Annotated in this window: 16 protein-coding genes and 1 riboswitch; of the genes, 13 read left to right on the plus strand and 3 right to left on the minus strand. The window is 32.8% G+C overall.

Annotation, left to right across the window (positions count from 1 at the left end):
- Positions 1–317: 317 nt before the first annotated feature.
- On the minus strand, positions 318–782 hold the full coding sequence (locus CN601_RS27465; protein WP_257131623.1) for a hypothetical protein: 465 nt from the start codon (positions 780–782) through the stop codon (positions 318–320).
- A 234-nt stretch (positions 783–1016) separates the two neighbouring features.
- Between CN601_RS27465 and CN601_RS05795 the strand changes: the two genes are divergently transcribed.
- From CN601_RS05795 to thrB, 8 genes are all read left to right on the plus strand, one after another.
- The gene (locus CN601_RS05795; RefSeq protein WP_098170429.1) at positions 1017–1304 is read left to right on the plus strand and encodes a hypothetical protein; all 288 of its coding nucleotides are present in this window, start codon (positions 1017–1019) and stop codon (positions 1302–1304) included.
- A 14-nt stretch (positions 1305–1318) separates the two neighbouring features.
- Complete coding sequence (gene shc / locus CN601_RS05800; protein ID WP_098170430.1) at positions 1319–3184, plus strand: squalene--hopene cyclase; 1866 nt, start codon at positions 1319–1321, stop codon at positions 3182–3184.
- Between the two features lie 114 nt (positions 3185–3298).
- A riboswitch (SAM riboswitch) is annotated at positions 3299–3402 on the plus strand.
- 80 nt (positions 3403–3482) lie between these two features.
- Positions 3483–5309, plus strand: a complete 1827-nt coding sequence (locus tag CN601_RS05805; protein ID WP_098170431.1) for a bifunctional homocysteine S-methyltransferase/methylenetetrahydrofolate reductase — start codon at positions 3483–3485, stop codon at positions 5307–5309.
- Entirely contained in the window at positions 5306–8683 is a 3378-nt protein-coding gene (metH, locus tag CN601_RS05810; protein ID WP_098170432.1) for a methionine synthase, read from the plus strand. Before CN601_RS05805 ends, metH begins: the two co-directional genes overlap by 4 nt.
- A 132-nt stretch (positions 8684–8815) precedes the next feature.
- Complete coding sequence (gene metA / locus CN601_RS05815) at positions 8816–9721, plus strand: homoserine O-acetyltransferase MetA (protein ID WP_098170433.1); 906 nt, start codon at positions 8816–8818, stop codon at positions 9719–9721.
- 131 nt (positions 9722–9852) lie between these two features.
- The gene (locus CN601_RS05820; protein WP_098120767.1) at positions 9853–11148 is read left to right on the plus strand and encodes a homoserine dehydrogenase; all 1296 of its coding nucleotides are present in this window, start codon (positions 9853–9855) and stop codon (positions 11146–11148) included.
- A 1-nt stretch (position 11149) separates the two neighbouring features.
- Complete coding sequence (gene thrC, locus CN601_RS05825) at positions 11150–12208, plus strand: threonine synthase (RefSeq protein WP_098170434.1); 1059 nt, start codon at positions 11150–11152, stop codon at positions 12206–12208.
- Positions 12205–13113, plus strand: a complete 909-nt coding sequence (gene thrB, locus CN601_RS05830) for a homoserine kinase (RefSeq protein ID WP_098170435.1) — start codon at positions 12205–12207, stop codon at positions 13111–13113. The genes thrC and thrB overlap by 4 nt, the downstream gene beginning before the upstream one ends.
- 609 nt (positions 13114–13722) lie before the next feature.
- On the opposite strand, the gene CN601_RS26835 is transcribed toward thrB, so the two are convergent.
- Positions 13723–13860 carry a hypothetical protein gene (locus tag CN601_RS26835; RefSeq protein WP_098120764.1) on the minus strand — a complete coding sequence of 46 codons (138 nt, stop codon included), beginning with the start codon at positions 13858–13860 and terminating at the stop codon, positions 13723–13725.
- A gap of 135 nt (positions 13861–13995) precedes the next feature.
- On the opposite strand from CN601_RS26835, the gene CN601_RS05840 reads away from it, so the two are divergent.
- The gene (locus CN601_RS05840) at positions 13996–14358 is read left to right on the plus strand and encodes a hypothetical protein (RefSeq protein WP_098170436.1); all 363 of its coding nucleotides are present in this window, start codon (positions 13996–13998) and stop codon (positions 14356–14358) included.
- A gap of 11 nt (positions 14359–14369) precedes the next feature.
- On the opposite strand, the gene CN601_RS05845 is transcribed toward CN601_RS05840, so the two are convergent.
- Positions 14370–14924, minus strand: a complete 555-nt coding sequence (locus tag CN601_RS05845) for a 3D domain-containing protein (protein WP_098120762.1) — start codon at positions 14922–14924, stop codon at positions 14370–14372.
- A gap of 630 nt (positions 14925–15554) precedes the next feature.
- Here CN601_RS05845 and CN601_RS05850 point away from each other — a divergent pair.
- The 4 genes from CN601_RS05850 to CN601_RS05865 all read left to right on the plus strand — a co-directional run bounded on the left by CN601_RS05850 (position 15555) and on the right by CN601_RS05865 (position 21693).
- On the plus strand, positions 15555–17333 hold the full coding sequence (locus tag CN601_RS05850; RefSeq protein ID WP_098120761.1) for a M3 family oligoendopeptidase: 1779 nt from the start codon (positions 15555–15557) through the stop codon (positions 17331–17333).
- A 145-nt stretch (positions 17334–17478) separates the two neighbouring features.
- A complete protein-coding gene (locus tag CN601_RS05855; RefSeq protein WP_373604956.1) occupies positions 17479–19227 on the plus strand; it encodes an ABC transporter ATP-binding protein in 1749 nt (582 codons plus the stop codon).
- Entirely contained in the window at positions 19208–21034 is a 1827-nt protein-coding gene (locus CN601_RS05860; protein ID WP_098120759.1) for an ABC transporter ATP-binding protein, read from the plus strand. Before CN601_RS05855 ends, CN601_RS05860 begins: the two co-directional genes overlap by 20 nt.
- Positions 21035–21045: 11 nt before the next feature.
- On the plus strand, positions 21046–21693 hold the full coding sequence (locus CN601_RS05865) for a nitroreductase family protein (RefSeq protein ID WP_098120758.1): 648 nt from the start codon (positions 21046–21048) through the stop codon (positions 21691–21693).
- Positions 21694–22251: the final 558 nt, after the last annotated feature.

Here is a 22251-nt window from a genome sequence, read left to right on the forward strand (position 1 = left end):
GTATTATAATGAAGAAAATCCACTCGGAAATTAATATTCCTTGTGGATTTTTTCTATGAGTACGTTCAATTATTAATATATCAACGGAGAATAGTGATATATCAACGAAGAATAGCGATATATCAACGAGAATTGGTAATTTATCAACGAATAATAGCCATATATCAATGAAGTTCACAACTTTATCAATATAGTTCACTTTTTGTTCGCATTTTTTAATAATAGAATGAGTCATCCACTTTATAAAACTTTCAATAACTTGTCCACATTTTAAAAAGATTCATGACTCATAGACTAGAACGTGAATCGTTATTTGATTATTCAGTTATATCCTCTATATCTGTTCTATTAAGTCTATTTAATCTTGGTAATTGGAATTGTTCAGCGTTTTCTTCGTCAACTTGTGCGCCTTCGTTGTGTTCAGAATCTGTTCTGATTTTACTTTCTTTTATTTTACTATCTCTGATTTTAATTCCTTGTTGTCCACCTAATTCATCGTTATCTTTTCCTGCAATACCACTTCTGCCATTTCCATCTGCAAATTGTGATTTTGTATTTGCAGTATGGCTGTTGTTTCTAGCATTTTGACCGCCTTGGTTTGCGTTCATACCAACATTTCTATTAATCTGACCGCCACCTTCTGCTCTTTGTTCAACTTGGATGCGGTTCTCTTTAATTTCAATATTGATAAAATTGAAGTTGATTGAGTCATTTGCACTACTTGCTATTAACTCTTGTATTTCATCTTTTAAAGCTTTGAAATCTTCAAAATCTGCTGCCATATTGTAAAACCCCTTTTTTATTTGTACTTTCACTATATTCATATTTAGTAGTTTCTGATTAGACTTTTAATAGTTTTAAAGAAATTTTACAGAAAAATGGTAAAAATACGCATTTAAACTAATGGGAGTAATCTTCATAATTGTGGAATTCTTTTTTTATGAAACATAACTAATCACATCGAATATTCATTATTTCATATTTAAATCATAGATTAGTAATGGAGTGTGATATTGTTGAAACATTTTTTAATTAAAATTTTAAAATCATTTATTGGCACGATTGTCCTTGACTTGTTTTTACTAACATTTTGTTTAGTAATGGGTAGTATTTTTCAAGTTTTGCATTCGTTTACTTGGTTTGGATTTCAAATTATTGTTTTACCATTTAGCATCCTGGCTTTTGTAATTTCGATTGTTTATTTTAGTAAAAAAGAGGAAGAAGATGTACCGGAACTTGTAGAAGAAATAAATAGTGAGCATTCATCAAGAATGGAAAAATATCATCAGCCAGAAAATAATTGAACTGAGGTGGTTTAATGGACCTCGATAATATTGTTATTCAAAATATTGAAGAGCGGATCAAACGTTTGAGAAATAGACAAGAAGAAAATGGTTCATGGGAATTTGTGTTTGAAGGAGCTTTATTAACAGATAGCTTTATGATTTTACTTATGAAGGATCTAGGTTACGAAAACAATCAGTTAATTGATGGAATTATTGATCGTATTATCAATCTTCAACATCCGAATGGGGCGTGGAAATTATATGAGGATGAAAAAAATGGTAACTTAAACGCAACCGTACAAGCTTACATAGCTTTATTAGTCTCAAAAAAGTATACAAAAGATCATTCGAGTATGAAGAAAGCAGAAAAATTCATTCGAGAAAATGGTGGAATAAAAAAAACACATTTTATGCTTAAAATGATTCTTGCCATTCACGGTTTAATTGCCTATCCAAAGTTGTTTTACTTTCCAATGAGCTATTTTTTATTGCCTGATAAAATGCCATTAAGTTTATTTGATTTAAGTAATTATGCTAGGGTTCATTTAGTACCTATGATTCTATGTATTAATAAACGTTTTAAAGTGAAATTAGAAGATGATCTAAATATTGATAATCTTTTAGAAGACAGTGAAATGGAATGGTTTAACGAAGAGCGGGGGACATTTTATCAATTTATTCTTGAAGAAGGGAAGAAGCTTGCTTCCTATCCTTTATATTTTCATCAAAAAGGCTATGAAAAGGCTGAACGATTTATTTTAGATCGGATTGAAACAAATGGAACCTTTTATAGCTATGCTAGTTCTACATTTTATATGGTTTATGCTTTGATGGCTTTAGGATATAAAGTTTCATCTTCCGTCATTCAAGATGCACTACAAGGACTCCTTTCATATGCGACGAATACAGATGCTGGACTTCATATTCAAAATTCACCATCAAAAGTTTGGGATACAGCTTTATTGTCATATGCAATTCAAGAAGCGGGTTATTCAAATAATGATCCGATTATTTCAAAATCTATTCATTACTTACTTTCTAAACAACAAGATTTGATTGGTGACTGGTCTGTACATGCTAAAAATTTAAGCCCTGGTGGCTGGGGATTTTCTGATGTGAATTCATTTATACCAGATAATGATGATACCGGTGCCGTGTTGAGGGCACTATCAAGAAGTGCAATGGATCAACCAAACTTTCAAGAAAGTTGGTTAAAAGGCGTTCATTTTTTACTTGGATTGCAAAATGACGATGGTGGTTGGGGAGCATTCGAAAAAAACGTAACGAATAAGTGGCTTACTCATTTACCGATTGAAAATGCAAAAGATGCGATTATTGATCCTTCTACTCCTGATTTAACAGGGCGTATATTGGAGTTTATTGGCAACTATACATCAATTTCTAATGATGACCGAATTGTTAAAAAAGCAGTTGATTGGTTGTTTAAAAACCAGAAATCAAATGGTAGTTGGTATGGTAGATGGGGAATTTGTTATTTATATGGTACGTGGGCAACAATTACTGGTTTAAGAGCTGTGGGGGTTTCTAAAAATCATGAAGCAATTAAAAAAGCTGAGAAATGGTTAGTTTCGATTCAAAATGAGGACGGAGGTTGGGGAGAATCAGGATTTTCAACGGTTAAAGGTTCTTATATTCCATTAAAGTATAGTACACCTAGTCAAACTGGTTGGGCAATTGATGCCTTACTGACAATTCGAAATAAAGATGATGAAGTGATTAGAAGAGGGATTAACTATTTAGTCTCTCAAAATGAAATTTCTAATAAGGCGCTATCATATCCTACAGGACTTGGACTACCAGGTCAGTTTTATATTAATTATCATAGCTATAATGAAATCTACCCTTTAGTTGCATTAGCACACTTTAAAAATAATTAAATAATAACATTATGTAAAGTGAATAAATTTATTTTTGGAAATTTTTCAATAAATGGCTTTCTTTTATCATATAAATATAGTAAACTATCTTCATTGAATAAAAAAACTAAATAATCCTTATCGAGAGTGGTGGAGGGACTGGCCCTTTGAAACCCGGCAACTTTAGCTTATGCTAAAAAGTGCTAAATCCAGCATGTTTAAAACATGAGAGATAAGGCGTAAAATTAAACTTTAACGTCATTCTTTCATTTTTTGAGAGAATGGCGTTTTTTATTTTATATAAACAGGAAGTGATGAAATGGGCTTGTTGGAAAAGTTAAGTAATGGAATTGTTTTAGGTGATGGTGCAATGGGTACACTTTTGTATTCAGGAGGGCTACACAGTTGCTTTGAAGAACTCAATATTACTGAACGGGATCGAATCATTCATATTCATGAACAATATATAGATGCTGGTGCAGAAGTAATTCAAACAAATTCGTACGGTGCAAATGCTGGAAAGCTAAGACAATATGGGTTAGAGAAGTTAGTAAAACAAATCAACCAAATGGCTGTAAGAAATGCTAGAGCTGCTTCGAAGGGAAGAGCCTTAGTTATTGGTGGTATTGGTGGAATGAAATATGTTGGATCTACGTTTACAACTCCTTTAGAACGGGAAATGATGTTGCTTGAGCAAGCTTCAGCACTTCTAGAAGAAGGCGTAGATGGAATCATGCTTGAAACATTTTATGATGAAAATGAATTATACGATGCTGTAAATTTACTAAGAGGAAGAACGGATTTACCGATTATTTCTCAAGTAACGCTACAAGAAATTGGGATTATGCAAAGTGGCCAATATATTGAGAAAATACTTCCTAGATTAGTTGATTTGGGGGCGGATGTAGTCGGTATCAATTGTCATTTAGGACCACTACATATGCTAGAATCGCTAAATACAGTATCATTACCAACAAATGGTTACTTATCAGCATTTCCAAATTCAGGCTTACCATTGTATGCAGAAGGGAAATACGAATACAAATCGAATCCAGAATATTTTGAAGATATGGCTAAACCGTTTGTTGAACAAGGAGTAAGACTAATCGGTGGGTGCTGTGGTACTACACCGGCACATATTGCGGCTTTACGAAAAAAGATTGATACTTTACAACCCGTTACAAAAAAAGAAGTGAAGAGCCGAACGATTAAAATTACAATCCCAAAGCAAGTAGAACAAAAGGATGAGACTTTGCCAGAAAAAGCAAAACAGAAAACGACGATTATCGCTGAACTTGATCCTCCGAAAACTTTACAAACGAGAAAGTTTTTTGAAGGAGCAAAGGCGTTACATTCTGCAGGAGCTGATGCGATTACGTTAGCAGATAATCCACTAGCTTCACCGAGAATATCGAATGTGGCAATGGCTTCTCTGTTACAAAGATTAGACGTTCCAGTCTTAACTCATTTGACTTGTCGTGATCGCAATATGATTGGACTTCAATCTCATTTAATGGGGTTATCGACTTTAGGTTTAAACGAAATTCTTGCGATTACAGGAGACCCAGCTAGAGTCGGAGATTTTCCTGGCGCAACTTCAGTTTATGATGTAGCATCACTTGATCTTATTCGAATGATTAAAGAAATGAATGAAGGCAGACTTTATTCAGGTAAAAGCTTAGGAAATGGAACGAGATTTTCAGTTGCCGCTGCTTTTAACCCAAATATTCGAAAATTTGATGCCGCGATCAAAAGACTTGAGAAAAAGGTTGAAGCAGGAGCGGATTATTTCTTAACTCAGCCTATATATGATTTTGAAACAATTGATAAGTTATACGAAGCGACACGTCATATTAAGCAACCAATTTTTATCGGCATTATGCCATTAGTTAGTAAAAGAAATGCCGACTTTATTCATTATGAAGTTCCTGGAATAACTTTATCAGATGAAGTAAGGAACCGAATTTCATCAGTTGAACCAGAAAAGGCAATCGATGAAGGGAAAAAAATTGCAAAAGAACTTATTAATTATGCAAAAGATAAATTTAATGGCATTTATTTAATTACACCATTTTTGAAGTATGAAATAACAGAAGACTTAATTCATTTTACTAAAAGCAGCAATAAAGAGGGGATACAACTATGAAACAATTAGATATAGCTTTAAAAGAGAAAATATTACTTCTTGATGGTGCAATGGGAACGATGATTCAGCAACGTGATTTAACTGCAGATGATTTTGGTGGGGAAGATTATGAAGGCTGTAATGAATATTTAGTTGTAACTAGACCAGATGTTATTCAAGAGATTCATGAGGAGTATATAAACGCAGGATCTGACATTATCGAAACGAATACTTTTGGGGCCACAAATATTGTTTTATCTGATTATAATTTACAGCATTTAGATATTGAATTGAATGAAATAGCAGCAAAAATTGCAAAGCAAGCAGTTGAAGCATCTGGTAAAGATGTTTTTGTAGCAGGTGCGATGGGGCCTACAACAAAAGCAATTAGTGTTACAGGAGGCGTAACATTTGATGAATTGATTACCTCATACAATCGTCAAGCAACTGGATTAATCAATGGTGGCGTAGATGTTTTACTAGTTGAAACTTGTCAAGATATGCGAAATGTTAAAGCTGCTTGCATTGGAATTAGTAATGCCTTTACAGAATTAAATATAAAATTACCAGTTATGATTTCAGGAACAATCGAACCGATGGGGACGACTTTAGCAGGTCAAACGATTGATGCTTTTTATTTAGCAATTGAGCATATTTCTCCGATTTCAGTTGGATTAAACTGTGCAACAGGGCCTGAGTTTATGAGGGATCATGTACGCTCATTGTCGGATCTTTCTGAGACATTTGTTTCTTGTTATCCTAATGCTGGCTTACCAGATGAAGATGGACATTATCATGAATCTCCTGAATCATTAGCGAAAAAAGTACGTGATTTTGCTGAGCAAGGTTGGATTAATATTATTGGAGGTTGTTGTGGTACGACTCCTGAGCATATTAGAGCAATGAAAGAGGCGGTATCTGGAATTAGTCCTCGTCAGCCTAAAAAAAGATTGGACCACGCAGTTAGTGGATTAGAGTCACTTCAATATGACGATAGTATGAGACCACTATTTGTAGGTGAAAGAACAAACGTAATCGGATCACGTAAATTTAAAAAATTAATAGCCGACGGAAAATTTGAGGAAGCTTCAGAAATCGCTAGAGCTCAAGTGAAAAAAGGAGCACATGTCATCGACGTATGTATGGCAGATCCAGACCGTGATGAAGTTGAAGACATGGAGAATTTTGTAAAGCAATTGGTTAATAAAGTGAAAGTACCAATCATGATTGATTCGACTGATGAAAATGTAATTGAATTAGCACTTACTTATATTCAAGGGAAAGCGATCATTAATTCGATCAATCTTGAAGATGGAGAAGAGCGATTTGAGAAAATCTTACCTTTCATCCATAAATATGGTGCTGCTGTCGTAGTCGGTACGATTGATGAAGATGGAATGGCTGTATCGGCTGAACGAAAATTAGAAATTGCAAAAAGAAGTTATCAATTATTAACAGAAAAATATAAAATTCGTGCTACTGACATTATCTTTGATCCACTAGTTTTTCCTGTTGGAACAGGTGATACACAATATATTGGATCTGCAAAAGCAACAATTGATGGCATTAAATTAATAAAAGATGAATTTCCAGAGTGTTTAACGATTTTAGGCTTAAGTAATATTTCGTTTGGTTTACCAAATACTGGTCGCGAAGTGTTAAATGCAGTTTTCTTATACCATTCAACAAAGGCGGGACTAGATTACGCAATCGTGAATACTGAGAAACTAGAACGATTTGCTTCTATCCCAGCAAAAGAACGTGAGCTTGCTGAGGAATTATTATTCCATACTTCACAAGAAACATTAGATAAGTTTGTAGAGCATTTTAGAAATTCAGTAAAAAAAGAAGAAAAACCAAAAGAACAGCTTCCAATTGAAGAAAGATTAGCAGCATGTGTGATTGAAGGCTCGAAGCAAGGACTAATAGAAGACTTACAAACTTGTATCGAACGCGGAGACATACCTTTAAATATTATAAATGGTCCTCTTATGACAGGTATGGATGAAGTTGGAAGACTTTTCAATAATAATGAACTAATTGTTGCTGAAGTATTACAAAGCGCAGAAGTTATGAAAGCATCAGTAACCTTTTTAGAACAATTTATGGAGAAAACTGAGAGCTCTCGAAAAGGAAAAGTCATATTGGCGACTGTAAAAGGTGATGTTCATGATATTGGTAAGAACTTAGTTGATATTATTTTAACGAATAATGGATTTGATGTTGTAAATTTAGGCATTAATATTCGACCAGACGATTTAATTACAAAAATTCGTGAAAATAAACCAGACATTATCGGATTATCAGGCTTACTAGTAAAATCAGCACAACAAATGGTAATTACTGCTGGCGATTTAAAAAATGCCGGGATCGATACACCAATTTTAGTAGGTGGAGCAGCATTAACTAGAAAGTTTACAGAAAATCGCATTCAGCCAATATATGACGGGCTAGTTGCTTATTCAAATGATGCGATGACGGGTTTAGATTTAGCGAATAAAATTGTTAATCCAAATGAATTACAAGTGCTACAAGAAAAGAAAAAAGCAATAAAAAAAGTTGATAACGTCATCGAATTGCCCGTTCCTGAAATTAGTACTACTAGATCAGCAATTCAAAAGTCAGATTGTCTAGTACCTTCTTCATTAACTAAAACTGTCTTAAAGAATATACCAGTAGCTCAAGTGGCACCTTTTATTAATTATCAAATGTTAATCGGACATCATTTGGGTGTAAAGGGTAAATGGGAAAACCAAGAGCGAGGTCAAGAATTATACGAGTTAGTTCAAGAATTCTTAAGAGACGGAAATGAATATTTTGATTGCCAAGTTATCTATCATTTTTTCCCAGCTCAAAGTGATGGAAATGATGTTATTATCTATGACCATGAAACTCTTAAACCGATTGAACGCTTTCAATTTCCTAGACAAAGAAAGGAACCTAATCTATGTATTAGCGACTTCTTAAATCCAGTTGGCGAAGAAATGGATTATGTCGGATTCTTTTCAGTAACTTCAGGACCACGAGTTAGAAATATTGCTGAAAGATTGAAAGAAGAAGGGGAGTATTTAAAGAGTCATGTACTATTCTCCCTAGCGTTAGAATTAGCAGAAGGTTTAGCTGAAAAAACTCACATGTTAATGAGAGAAAAATGGGGATTCCCAGATCAACCAGATTTTACAATGTCTGAACGATTTAAAGCTAAATACCAAGGCGTCAGGGTATCATTTGGTTATCCAGCGTGTCCAAATCTCGAGGACCAAGAAAAACTATTTAAGTTAATTAACCCAAACGATATTGGAATTAAATTGACAGAAGGGTTCATGATGCTTCCTGAAGCATCTGTAACTGCAATGGTATTCTCGCATAAAGATGGAAGATATTTTTCAGTTTAAAAAGAAAGAATAATTATTCATTGTTATCAATAAATCTAAATTTTAGTTTTTAAAAATTAATAAGGTAGTAGTAATTAATTAACTTATCATTCTACTGCCTTTTTTCTAAGAAAAAAGAGGAGTGGAAGTAAAATGCCAGTAATTATCAACAAAGATCTACCTGCTACGGAAATATTAACGAATGAAAACGTTTTTTATATGACGAAAGAACGAGCGGAGACTCAAGATATTCGACCGCTACAAATAGGTATATTAAACTTAATGCCTACTAAAATTGAAACTGAAACGCAAATATTACGTTTAATTGCAAACTCTCCATTACAAGTGGATATTGATTTAATTGGTACTGAATCATACAAGCCTAAAAATGTGTCTGAAGAACATGTTTCCAGCTTTTATAAAACAATTTCACAAATTCAAGATACAAAATATGATGGCTTTATTATAACGGGTGCTCCAGTAGAAACATTAGAGTTTGAGGAAGTTGAATATTGGTCAGAGTTAAAAGAGATTATGGAATTCACAAAAGAAAATGTAACGTCTACACTTCATATTTGTTGGGGAGCACAAGCCGGACTTTTCCATCATTACGGTGTGCCTAAATATCCATTAACTAAAAAAATGTTCGGTGTATTTCCGCATACAGTGGAGGATCGATTTATAAACCTAGTTCGTGGTTTTGATGATGAGTACTATGTACCACATTCGAGACATACTGAAGTTCGAAAAGCAGATATTGAAAGTGTAGGAGAATTAAAGATTTTAAGTTTATCTGAAGATGCAGGCGTCCATCTTGTTATGAGTGAGGACGGAAAACAGATTTTTGCGACAGGTCATCATGAATATTGTATTGATACGTTAAAATCTGAATACGAAAGAGATGTACAAAGAGGCGTGGAAATTGATATACCAAAAAACTATTTCAAAAATGATAACCCAGAAAAACCACCAATTGTACGCTGGAGAAGTCATGGAAACCTATTGTTTTCGAATTGGCTAAATTACTATGTTTACCAAGAAACCCCTTACAATTTATGATTTTATCATTTAAGGTTCATAATTTTGTAATATTTTAAAAAATAATAATTGGAAAATTTAAAAAATGTTTGCTATTTCCATAAACTATTCCCATAATGGAAATAATATCAAATTTTAACGGAGGAGATCATATGAAGGACTGTATTTCAATTGGCCTATTAGGACTTGGAACTGTTGGAAGTGGTGTTGTAAAAATTGTTGAAGATCATCAAGACAGACTAGCTCATCAAATCGGTTGTTCTGTAAAAGTAAAAAAGGTTTTAGTAAAAGACCTTGAAAAGGAGCGTTCTGTTTCGATTCAGAAGGATTTACTAACAACAGAAGCATACGAAATATTAGATGATGCTGAAATAGATGTTGTAGTAGAGGTAATGGGTGGAATTGAAGATGCAAGACATTATATACTACATGCTCTTCGAAATAAAAAACATGTCGTAACAGCAAATAAAGATTTAATGGCATTATATGGTACAGAACTACTCCGTGTAGCAAATGAAAATAAATGCGATTTATTCTACGAAGCTAGCGTTGCAGGTGGAATACCGATTATTCGTAGTTTAGTAGATGGTTTAGCATCTGATCGTGTAAACAAGCTGATGGGAATTGTCAATGGAACGACAAATTTCATCCTTACAAAGATGAGCAATGAAGGAAAAGCTTATGAAGATGTCTTAAAAGAAGCACAAGAGTTAGGATTTGCTGAAGCAGACCCAACATCTGATGTTGAAGGATTGGATGCTGCTAGAAAAATGACGATTTTAGCAAAATTAGGATTTTCAATGGATGTTGAACTTGAAGATGTTCAAGTACGTGGGATCAGCTCAGTTTCTTCAGAGGACATAGATTACGCTAAATACTTTGGATATACAATGAAATTAATCGGCTATGCAAAGAGAAATGATAATCGTATTGAAGTTAGTGTTGGACCGACTTTAATTGCGCACAATCATCCATTAGCATCTGTAAGCAATGAATTTAATGCAGTGTATGTATATGGTGAAGCTGTAGGTGAAACGATGTTTTATGGACCAGGTGCAGGCAGTTTGCCAACAGCAACTGCAATCGTGTCTGACTTAGTTGCAGTGATGAAAAATATGCGTTTAGGTGTAAACGGAACAAGTGCTATCTTACCTCAGTATCCAAAAGAATTAAAAGAAGATGATGAAATTTATTTCAAGTCATTCTTCCGATTTACTGTAAAAGATCAATTAGGATCGTTTGCTAAAATTACTTCTCTATTTACAGAGTCAGATATTAGTTTTGAGAAAATTATTCAAGTTCCTTTAAAGCATAAAGGGCTAGCTGAAATTATCTTAGTAACTCACAATGCCTCATACTCGTCTTATAAAAAAGTAATTGAAAGTTTAGAAACATCTGATGTAGTCGATGAAGTTCGTAGCTATTATCGAATTGCAGGTGAAGAATGAGATGTATAAGGGTTTAATTGAAAAATACTCAACGTACTTACCTATTAATGAAGAAACGCCACAATTAACATTAAATGAAGGGAATACTCCATTACTTTATTTATCACGTTTGTCACAGGATTGGGGTATCGAATTATATGTAAAACTAGAAGGTTTAAATCCAACTGGTTCATTTAAAGATCGTGGTATGGTTATGGCAGTTGCTAAAGCTAAAGAAGAGGGCAGTACAGCAATTATTTGTGCATCGACAGGAAATACTTCTGCTGCGGCTGCCGCTTATGCAGCTAGAGCTGGTATGAAATGTTTCGTGATTATTCCAAATGGAAAAATTGCATACGGCAAACTCGCGCAGGCTGTAATGTATGGCGCACATATCATAAGTATCGATGGGAATTTTGATCACGCGCTTCAAATGGTAAGAAAAATTAGTGAATCTGAACCAATTACGTTAGTAAATTCAGTTAATCCATATCGAATTGAAGGCCAGAAAACAGCTGCTTTTGAAATATGTGAACAATTGGAGGAAGCACCTGAAATACTAGCAATCCCGGTTGGTAATGCTGGAAATATTACAGCTTATTGGAAAGGGTTTAACGAATATCAATTAAAACATGGTATTAAATTACCTAAAATGCATGGTTTCCAAGCAGCGGGTGCTGCACCGATTGTAAATAATAAAAAGATTGAAAATCCAGAAACAATTGCAACGGCTATTCGAATCGGAAACCCTGCAAGCTGGGAATATGCAGTAAATGCCATTCAGGAATCAAATGGTGCAATCGATAGTGTAACAGATGACGAAATTTTACAAGCTTATAAATGGATCGCATCAAAAGAGGGAGTATTTGCAGAACCAGGTTCATGTGCAAGTATTGCCGGGGTCTATAAACAAGTTCAGTCTGGTGTAATTAAAAAAGGCACTAAAGTAGTAGCTATTTTAACAGGTAATGGACTAAAAGATCCTGATATCGCAATTGAGTCAAGTAAAATCGAACCCATTTTATTACCAAATGAAGAAAAGATTGTATTAGAACATTTACAAGGTGTGGTTTCTATATGAAAAAGCTTTTCCAAATAACCGTTCCTGCAAGCACTGCAAATGTAGGGCCAGGATTTGATTCAATTGGTATTGCATTTAATCGGTATTTAACAATTGAAGTATTCGAAAATGATAAATACAGTTGCGAGGGATTTAGTGATTATTTAAAAAATATACCGCTAGATCAAACAAATTTAATCTTTCAAACAGCTATTGAAGTTGCCAAAGCAAATAACATAACATTGCCAACTTGTCATCTAAAGCTTGAAAGCGATATCCCGCTTACAAGAGGTTTAGGAAGTAGTGCTTCTGCAATAGTCGGAGGCATTATATTAGCAAATGAACTTTGCCATTTAAATTTATCAATAGAAGAACAACTACAAATAGCAACCACATTAGAAGGTCATATGGACAATGTTGGTGCCTCACTTTATGGTGGGCTAGTTATAGGTACTTATATCGACGGAAAAGCTTATATTCAACAATCAACTATAAATAAAGTATCAGTAGTAGCAATAATCCCTACATACGAATTAGAAACGATTCATGCAAGAAATATATTACCCGCAACAATTCCGTATAAGAATGCTATTCTATCTAGTAGTTTTAGCAATCTATTGATTACAGCACTACTAAAGGAAGACTGGAAATTAGCAGGCGATATGATGAAAAGAGACTTATTTCATGAACCATATCGCAGCAAAATCGTAAACGAATTAGATACTCTTAAGAAACTGAAATTACCTGAATTTGTACACGGTTTTGTGCTTAGCGGTGCTGGTCCTACTGTACTAGCTTTTGTTTCCATAGAAAGTTGCTCAGTAGCCACTACATATTTCAAAAACTTATTTCCAAATTGTGAAGTAAGTGAGATTAAAATTGAAAATGAGGGTGCAAAAGTTAAACACTCAATTCATTCTAATTAGAAGAAAACCACTCAACTCTTTTTGTAGTTTGAGTGGTTTCTTTAATGTACAGAAAGAAAGTTAAAATGCGTGTAAATAATAGGGCTATAACTGCAATTAACCTAGTGTAGAGTGCAAATAAAAGCTGAAAAGGGCTATTAAAACTGAAAGTCCAGGAAAGAAGTAAAATGCAATTAAAGCGGTGGATACTGCAAATAAATCAGTGCGAGTGCAAATAAAAAATATAAAACTGCAAATAAATCAGTGTAAGTGCAAATAAAAAGACTAAAACTACAAATAAAAATAGCAAAACTGCAATTAAAATTTTCCAAACTGCAATTAAATTCAGTAAAACTGCAAATAAGTATTTTATCATGAATAAATTAAGCGGAAATCGTAAGAAATAACAAAAAAATGAGTAGTGTCAGACAGTTCAAAGCAAAAAATTACTTTTTTTCGGAGTGTTGAAATATAAAATAGTCAATTATTAACATGCTACTAAGCGAGAGTCCTCTAGTGAAAATCAGCAACATACAGCTTCCTTTACTTTGAAAAAAATCTTGAAAATACCATCTCAATTATAGTTGAGACTAAAATTGATCAAGCTTCGTCGTAAAAATAACTTTTAGTTTATCTATTTCTTTTTTCCTTCATATATTTCTCAGCAAGCAATTGCTTAACTTGATTATAAGTTAACCCAGAATCTGCATTTTTTCTCTTTACTTCAGTAATATCAGTTCCTGTTATAGTAAATCGTTTATCTTTCATTTGTTTTCATCTCCAAAATAAAATCTTTAATAATATTGTTTATTAGTTAAATGGAAAATATGCTCTTAAAGAACTACAAATTAATATCCAAAAAATGTTAAAATAAATGGTAATAAAAAGGTAGGAGATAAAACAATGCATGAAATCTTATTTGGACTATTAGGTTTTGTTTTTCGGATATTGTCATGGCTTGTTACTCAAGTAATCGTTTCCTTTTTTATCGAATATTTGCCACAAAAGTTTTTTGGCTATTCGTTTTATGAGAAAGAAACTGAATTAATTCAAGAGCGAATGGAATTATTGAAGAAAGAAAAGTGGTTTAAACCATACGAAGTATATTTTCTTGAAATATCACAAAGAAAAAGTATTCAAAAGTTAATTTTGAAAGTAAATATGCATGAAATATTATCAAGTGAAGAAAAGAGAATTGAATTTTTAAATGAACTAGATCGTCGATTATTTGATTTAAATTCAAATCGAAAAACGAGCCTCAATTAAGGCTCGCTTTTTTATTTCTTATAAACTTTTACAGTTACTGTTTTAACTCCCCATTTTAGGGCATTTTTCTGACTTGGGATAAATACATCAATTTTATTACCTTTTAGCGATCCGCCAGTATCACCAGCAATAGCATAACCATAGCCTTCTACGTATACTTTAGATCCTAAAGGAATAACTTTTGGGTCAACCGAGATAACTTTTACTTTAGGATTCTTTTTTAAATCTATTCCAGTAGCTGTTTTTCCACTACATCCTTTACAACTACCAGTGTAAGCAGTAGCTTTCATTTTAATTACTTTGTATGGAGTAGCAGATTTAGCTGTTGTTTTTTTAGTTGTTTTTTTCTTAGTTGTAGGTTTAATTTGTAATACTTGATTTACTTTTATAAGATCAGATTTTAAATGATTCCAAACTTTAATTTGAGAAACTGTTACCTTTTGCTTTTTTGCAATTGCAGATAAAGTATCACCAGATTTTACTTTGTAAGTTGCAGCATATGTATTTGTCGTAATTCCCATTGTTAGAACAACAGTAGTAACAAAACATGTTATTAGTTTTTTCATATTTCTCTCTCCTGTCGATTTCTATGTGTCTACTTTACCATGGAAATATGACAGTAAGATTTCAGTAACTTTATTTTATGTTACAAATATATTACCTTTTTTTTATAATATTCTATCAATTCTATCTATTTACTACAGTTAAATTCGACAGAAAATGCTCATAAAACCAGTAATAGTAAGGGGTGCAGGCTAAAGGACTTCGCTCCGTTTTGTGTAATTTTGTCATATTAAGCGGCGGATAATTCCTTAAATTAATGGGATTAATAGTGTTTTTTATTAATAAAATCGTTATTTTTACCGATTAACTATTGTTAAGGAAGCAAAAAAGAGCCCTTTTATTAACGTTCAATTAAAACAAATGTAACAATTAGTAGAGTTTTGTAATATTTGACGATCATTTTCGTGTAAAGTTTACTAAATTTCATTACTAATTTTTTCTATTTAGATGGACAGAAAAAATTAATATTAAAACGGAAGTTTATTAAAAAAAATGCATAAAATGTTTGATTGAACATTATTTCATCAAGCTTGTGTCCCAGTTCATTTTGGTAAAAAGTAGTATGATTAGACTAAATATTTTGAATAATGTATAATAACTAATGTACTTAACAAACCAAAAGGTGGGGTCGTATGTCAACGAATACATATTCACTTACGTGGGATATAGATGTTTTCTTTAAAGGAGGAAGTGAGTCTCCTGAATTTGCAGCATACATAATAGAAGTAACTAGTTTAGTAGAAAGATTAGAGAGACAAGTTTCAATGTTTACTGCTCCAAAAAGCAGTGATGATACTGAGGAATTAAATGATATCATTAGTAATATTGAAGTAATAGGAAAGAAACTATCTCAAGCTAGTGCATTTGTAAGTTGCCTGCAAGCTCAAGACATGGCTGATCAAAAGGCTAATTTATTAAGAGGGACATTAACTCAGCTACATGCAAAATTCTCTACCTCTTTAACAAAATTCCATAGTGAATTAACTAAAATAGAAGATTCTGTTTGGAATACTATTTTAGAAAGTGATGAGTTTAAAGAAATTTCGTTTGTATTAAATGAGCGACGTCAAAAATCAAGCGAATTATTATCTGTTGATCAAGAATCATTAATTACAGCACTTTCTGTGGATGGCTATCACGGATGGGGTCAAATGTATGACACTGTTGTTGGAAAAATGCAAATTGAATACGATGATAAAATTCTATCAGTTGGTCAAGCATCAAATCTATTTTCTTCTAAAGACCGAAATGTTCGAAAAGAGATTTTTGAGAAATGGGAAGAAACATGGGGAAATGAGTCAGATTACTTCGCAAAAATATTAAATCATCTTGCTGGTTTCCGTTTGAGCGTATATGGACAACGTGGATGGAATAATGTATTAAAAGAACCGTTATCAATTAATCGTATGAGCCAAGAGACACTTGATTCAATGTGGGGAGCAATAATTGACAATAAAGCTCCGTTTGTTGAATATCTACAAAGAAAAGCTAAATTACTAGGCGTTGAGAAATTAAGCTGGTATGATTTAGATGCACCTGTTGCAGATACTGACTCTGCTATTTCATATTCTGAAGGTGCAGAATTTATCTTAGATCAGTTCAAGCAATTTGGAGACGAATTAACAGATTTTACTAAGATGGCATTCGAAGATTCTTGGATTGAAGCAGAGGATCGCCCTGGTAAACGTCCTGGTGGATTCTGCACAGGATTTTCTGAGAGTGGTCAATCTCGAATTTTTATGACATATTCAGGAACACCATCGAATGTTTCAACATTAGCTCATGAATTAGGGCATGCTTTCCATTCTTTTGCGATGAAGGATGTTCATACACTTAATAAACATTACGCGATGAATGTTGCTGAAACAGCTTCAACTTTTGCAGAAATGATTGTTGCTGATGCAGCAGTTAAAAATGCAAATTCAGATGAGGAACGTCTTGCTCTTTTAGAAGACAAAATCCAACGAAGTGTTGCATTTTACATGAATATCCATGCTCGCTTCTTATTTGAAACTCGTTTTTATGAAGAGCGTAAAAATGGTGTTGTAAGCAAAAATCGAATAAATGAACTAATGGAAGAAGCTCAAAAAGAGGCATATTGTGGCGCATTGGATGAGTATCATCCACATTTCTGGTCATCAAAATTACATTTCTATATTACGGGTGTACCGTTCTATAACTTCCCATACACATTTGGATACTTATTCTCTTTAGGAATATATGCAAAAGCGTTGGAAGAAGGAAAATCTTATGAACAGAAATACATTGCACTATTAAAAGATACTGCTTCAATGACAGTAGAAGAATTAGCTCAAAAACATTTAGGTGTTGATTTAACGAAACGTGATTTCTGGGAGAAAGCTGTAAAACTATCTCTTAAAGACGTAGAAGAATTTTTATCGATCACTTAAATGATAGCTTTTTATGAAGAGGACTCGTTTAAATACGAGTTCTTTTCCTGTTTTATGTACTTTTATTAAGATTTTTGAAGATTTATTAAAAAGAGATAAGAAAATATGGAGGGGTTTTTTAATCATTACCTCTTTAGTCAGGGGAGTGACTAAATTGAATAGTTTTAAGTTTTTAAAACCATACAAAATTACAATTTTTGCAGCAATCGTTTTTTTATTTTTGGAGTTAGTTGTTGAATTATTTCAACCTTATATTTTATCGAATATCATCAACAACGGGATTGTCCAAAAAGACATGTCTTATGTTACTAAATGGGGATTAGTCATGATTGTGTTATCAATCGTAGCCTTCATTGGAGGTGTATTAAATACTTTCTATGCTACTCATATAGCACAGAGCTACTCATTTAAATTACGAAAGACGCTTTTTGAGAAAGTACAATCATTTTCATTTACGACTTTCAGTTATTTACCTACTTCGTCAATTATTACTCGTCTTACAAATGACGTTTCACAATTACAAAGTGCAGTATTTATGAGTTTAAGGATCATTTTAAGAGCACCACTAATCGTAGTTGGTAGTGTTGTTATGGCATTAATTTTGGATTGGAAACTATCATTGGTAATTTCATTAATTTTGCCGTTCTTATTTATCTTTCTAAACTGGATGGTAAAAAAAGGTAGAAGACTATTTAAAAATGTTCAAGATAATGTAGATGTTGTAAATAGCGTCCTTAGAGAAAATTTAGTTGGAATGAAATTAATTAAAGCATTCGTAAGAAATAACTATGAAAATAAACGTTTTCAACATATAAATCAAAATTTAAAACAAAAAACATCAGTTGCATTAAGAACAATGGAAATTACAATGCCGGTTATGCTTCTGTTTATGAATGCATGTATTTTAATCGTATTATGGTTTGGTAATAGTAAAGTACATTCACATGAAACAAATATTGGAAATATCGTTGCAATCGTGAATTATATTTCTCGTATCACTTCATCTTTTTCGGTTTTCTCTTTTATTATTAGTGCGTTTTCAAGAATGAGAGCCTCTTCAGAGCGAATCGATGAAATTTTAACGATTGAAGAAGACTTTGTAGAAAAGAACGAAGGAAACAAAATCGAAAATCGTTTAGAAGGTAAAATTCAATTTCATCAAGTTTCTTTCAGTTATCCAAATGATGAAACTAGTGTTTTAAAAAATATCTCATTTGTTGCGTATCCAGAGCAAACAATTGCTATATTAGGTTCAACAGGATCTGGGAAAACATCATTATTTCAATTAATCCCTCGTTTATATGATGTTAACTCTGGAACTATTTTAATTGATGATCAAGATAGTAGAAAAATAAATAGTAAACAGTTAAGAGGACAAATAGGGTATGTACCTCAAGAAGCATTGTTATTTACTGGGACGATTAAAGAGAATTTATTAATGGGGAGAGAGACTGCAACAGATGAAGAAATTTATTCAGCTGCAAAGCATGCTCAAATTCATGATACAATTTTGTCTTTCCCAAATGGATATGAGAGTTTAATCGGTCAAAAAGGTGTTAATCTTTCAGGTGGTCAAAAACAAAGACTTGCAATCGCAAGAGCAATTATTAGAAGGCCAAGTATTTTATTACTCGACGATAGCACAAGCGCATTAGATTTAAAAACTGAAGCTAGTTTACTCGAAGCTTTAAAAGAATACCAATGTACAACTTTAATTATTACTCAAAAAATTAGCACGGCTAAAAAGGCAGATAAAATTTTAATTATTGACGAAGGTGAACTAGTAGAAGAAGGAACGCATGAAACTTTATTAAGAAGTTCCAAACTTTATAAAGCAATCTACTATTCACAATACGGAAAGGAGGAAATTCAAAATGTTAAAGGAGCTAACTAAACCTTTCCAATATAAACAATTAGCGCTCACCAAAAATAAGAAACAAAAGGAACGTGCAAATAACGTTTCATCAACAGTCAAAAGAATTTGGAATTATTTAGCGCTAATGAAGGGAAAACTAGTTGTCGTACTTTTTTTAGTTTTAGCAAGTGCTGGTCTTGGATTATTAGGACCTGTATTAGTTGGATATTCAATCGACCATTATATTTTAAAAAATAATTTAAGTGGTCTATCTTGGCTAATACTCGCTTTAGTGTTCATCTATGTAGGTTATTCTGCATCATTATTTTTACAAAATTTTTGGATGATCGATATTGCTCAAAATACAGTAACTAAAATGAGAACAGAATTATTTAATATGTTTCACAAGTTGCCAATGTCATTTTTTGAAAAAAGACAACACGGTGAATTAATGAGTCGTGTTACGAATGATTTAGAAAATGTAAGCTCAACATTAAATACATCTGTAATCCAAGTATTTTCAAGTGTGTTAACTTTAGTCGGGACTGTTTCAGTTATGCTTTGGTATAGTCCAATCTTAACTTTACTGACACTTTCGATAGTACCAGTTTTAATTGTCGGGATTAGATGGATTACAAATCGTACAGGTCAGCTTTATAAAATCCAACAGCGAAATTTAGGGGAATTAAATGGTTTTATAGAAGAAACTGTATCTGGGCAAAGAATTATTAAAACTTTTTCACAAGAAGATAAAATGATTCGAGATTTTTTAAATAAAAATGAAAAACTGAAAAACTCTGGATTTTGGGCATTTATTTTCGCTGGATTGATTCCAAAGTTCATGAACGTTTTAAACAATGTAAGTTTTGCGATTATTGCAGGGATTGGCGGATACTTTGCGTATAAAGGTCATATTTCAATCGGTACAATTGTTGTATTTACGGAGTATTCAAGACAATTTACACGCCCGCTAAATGATTTATCCAATCAATTTAATACATTACTTTCCGCTATAGCTGGAGCAGAACGAGTATTTTCAATTATTGATGAAGATATTGAAGCAAGCGACGAATCTCACATCGTAAATGATCAAAAAGTAATTTTAGGTGAAGTTGAATATAAAAACGTTGGCTTCTCATACGGTAAAGATACAAATACTTTATCAAATGTTTCATTCAAAGCGTCACCAGGTGAGACTGTAGCTTTAATTGGACCTACAGGAGCGGGTAAAACGACAGTAGTAAATTTACTTTCACGCTTTTATCAAATCAATAGTGGTGATATACTCATAGATGGTGTAAGTATTGATCAATATTCTAGAAAAAACTTAAGACAACAAATGGCATTTGTTTTACAAGATTCATTTTTATTTAAAGGAACTATTCGAGAAAATATAAGATATGGTCGTTTAGATGCAACAGATGAGGAAGTAGAAGAAGCGGCTAAACTAGCTAATGCACATAGTTTTATTATGAAATCTTCGACAGGATATGATACAATTTTACAACAAGATGATCAGCAAATTAGTCAAGGTCAAAAGCAACTTCTCTCAATTGCTAGAGCAATTCTAGCAAATCCAGCAATTTTAATTTTAGATGAAGCAACAAGTAGCATCGATACAATCACAGAAATTAAAATTCAAGAAGCTTTACAAAGACTAATGCAAGGCCGAACTAGCTTTGTTATTGCGCATCGACTAAATACAATTAAAAATGCTAATCAGATACTTGTTTTGAAAAATGGAATGTGTATTGAGAGAGGTTCACATGAAGAATTAATCGATAAACAAGGCTTTTACTATGAATTAGTAAAACATCAGGGGATGAATGAAGAGCATATACAATAAAGGGTGGAAGCATGGATTACAATTCGTTTAAAGAAATTATTCACGGAAGAAGAAGTATTCGAAAATATACTGATCAAGCAGTTTCAAATGAAGTGATTGAAGAAATCATCGACTGCGCACGTTATGCTCCAAGTGATACTAACTCACAAACTTGGGAATTTATCATTATTAAAAACACAGATAAAATTAAAAAAATTGAAGAAATGACATGGGATTCATTACATGAAGTTGCTGAAAAAGCTAAAGAAAAAGGCCTAGAAAAAGAAGGGAAATTACTAGTTCGTTCTTTTGGACCATACGCAACTGCATTTAGAGAAGCACCAGTCTTAATCATTTGTTTAGCAACACCTTACGAATCAAAATTCAGAACAAAAATCTTTGATCCAATCGGATTTGTCGAAAATGAAGTTTGGAAAGAAGAAGGAATTAAAAGTAGCTGTCTAGCATCACAAAACTTAATGTTAGCAGCACATGCACTAGGATTAGGAACTTGCCCAATGACAGGTCCAGTCCTACTAGCACAAGATAAACTAAGAACGTACCTAGATATACAAGAAAACCGTGAAATCAACATGGTAATCTCACTTGGCTATCCATCTGAGCCAGCAAAAAAACTTGCACGTAAAGATGTAGCAGAAATTATCCGCTACGTTGATTAATTAATGATCGACCCACAAGGGAAATACAATTCCTTGTGGGTTTTTTGTTGTTTTTTCGTGAATTTGAAGAAGAAGTGGGTGGGGAATAACGAAAACAATCTGAAATTATGGAAAATTGTTGAGAAATCGTGATATACAATGTGAAATTACGGAAAATCAACGGGAAATCATGGGGAACAATCTGAAATTATGGAAAATCGAAGAGAAATCGTGATATACAATGTAAAATCACGGAAGATTAACAAGAATTAGTGTGGAACAACCTGAAATTATGAAAAATCAAAGAGAAAACGTGATGAATAATGTGAAATTACGAATATATCAACGGGAACTAGTGATATATCAACCTGTTTTAATACTTTATCAACGACTTTCAGTAATATATCAACGAAGTTCACAACTTTATCAATATAGTTCACTTAGTGTTCGTGGTTTTTAATAGCGTCTCTTTGTCAGGTAACTGCATTAAATACGGTCGAGCGTCTTATGAACTAAAAGTGAGGAAATATGAACAAAAACAAGCAATTTATGCACAAACTTTAAGTTAGTCTAAAAAGT

Source organism: Bacillus sp. AFS017336 (assembly GCF_002555445.1).
Lineage (GTDB): Bacteria > Bacillota > Bacilli > Bacillales > Bacillaceae_G > Gottfriedia.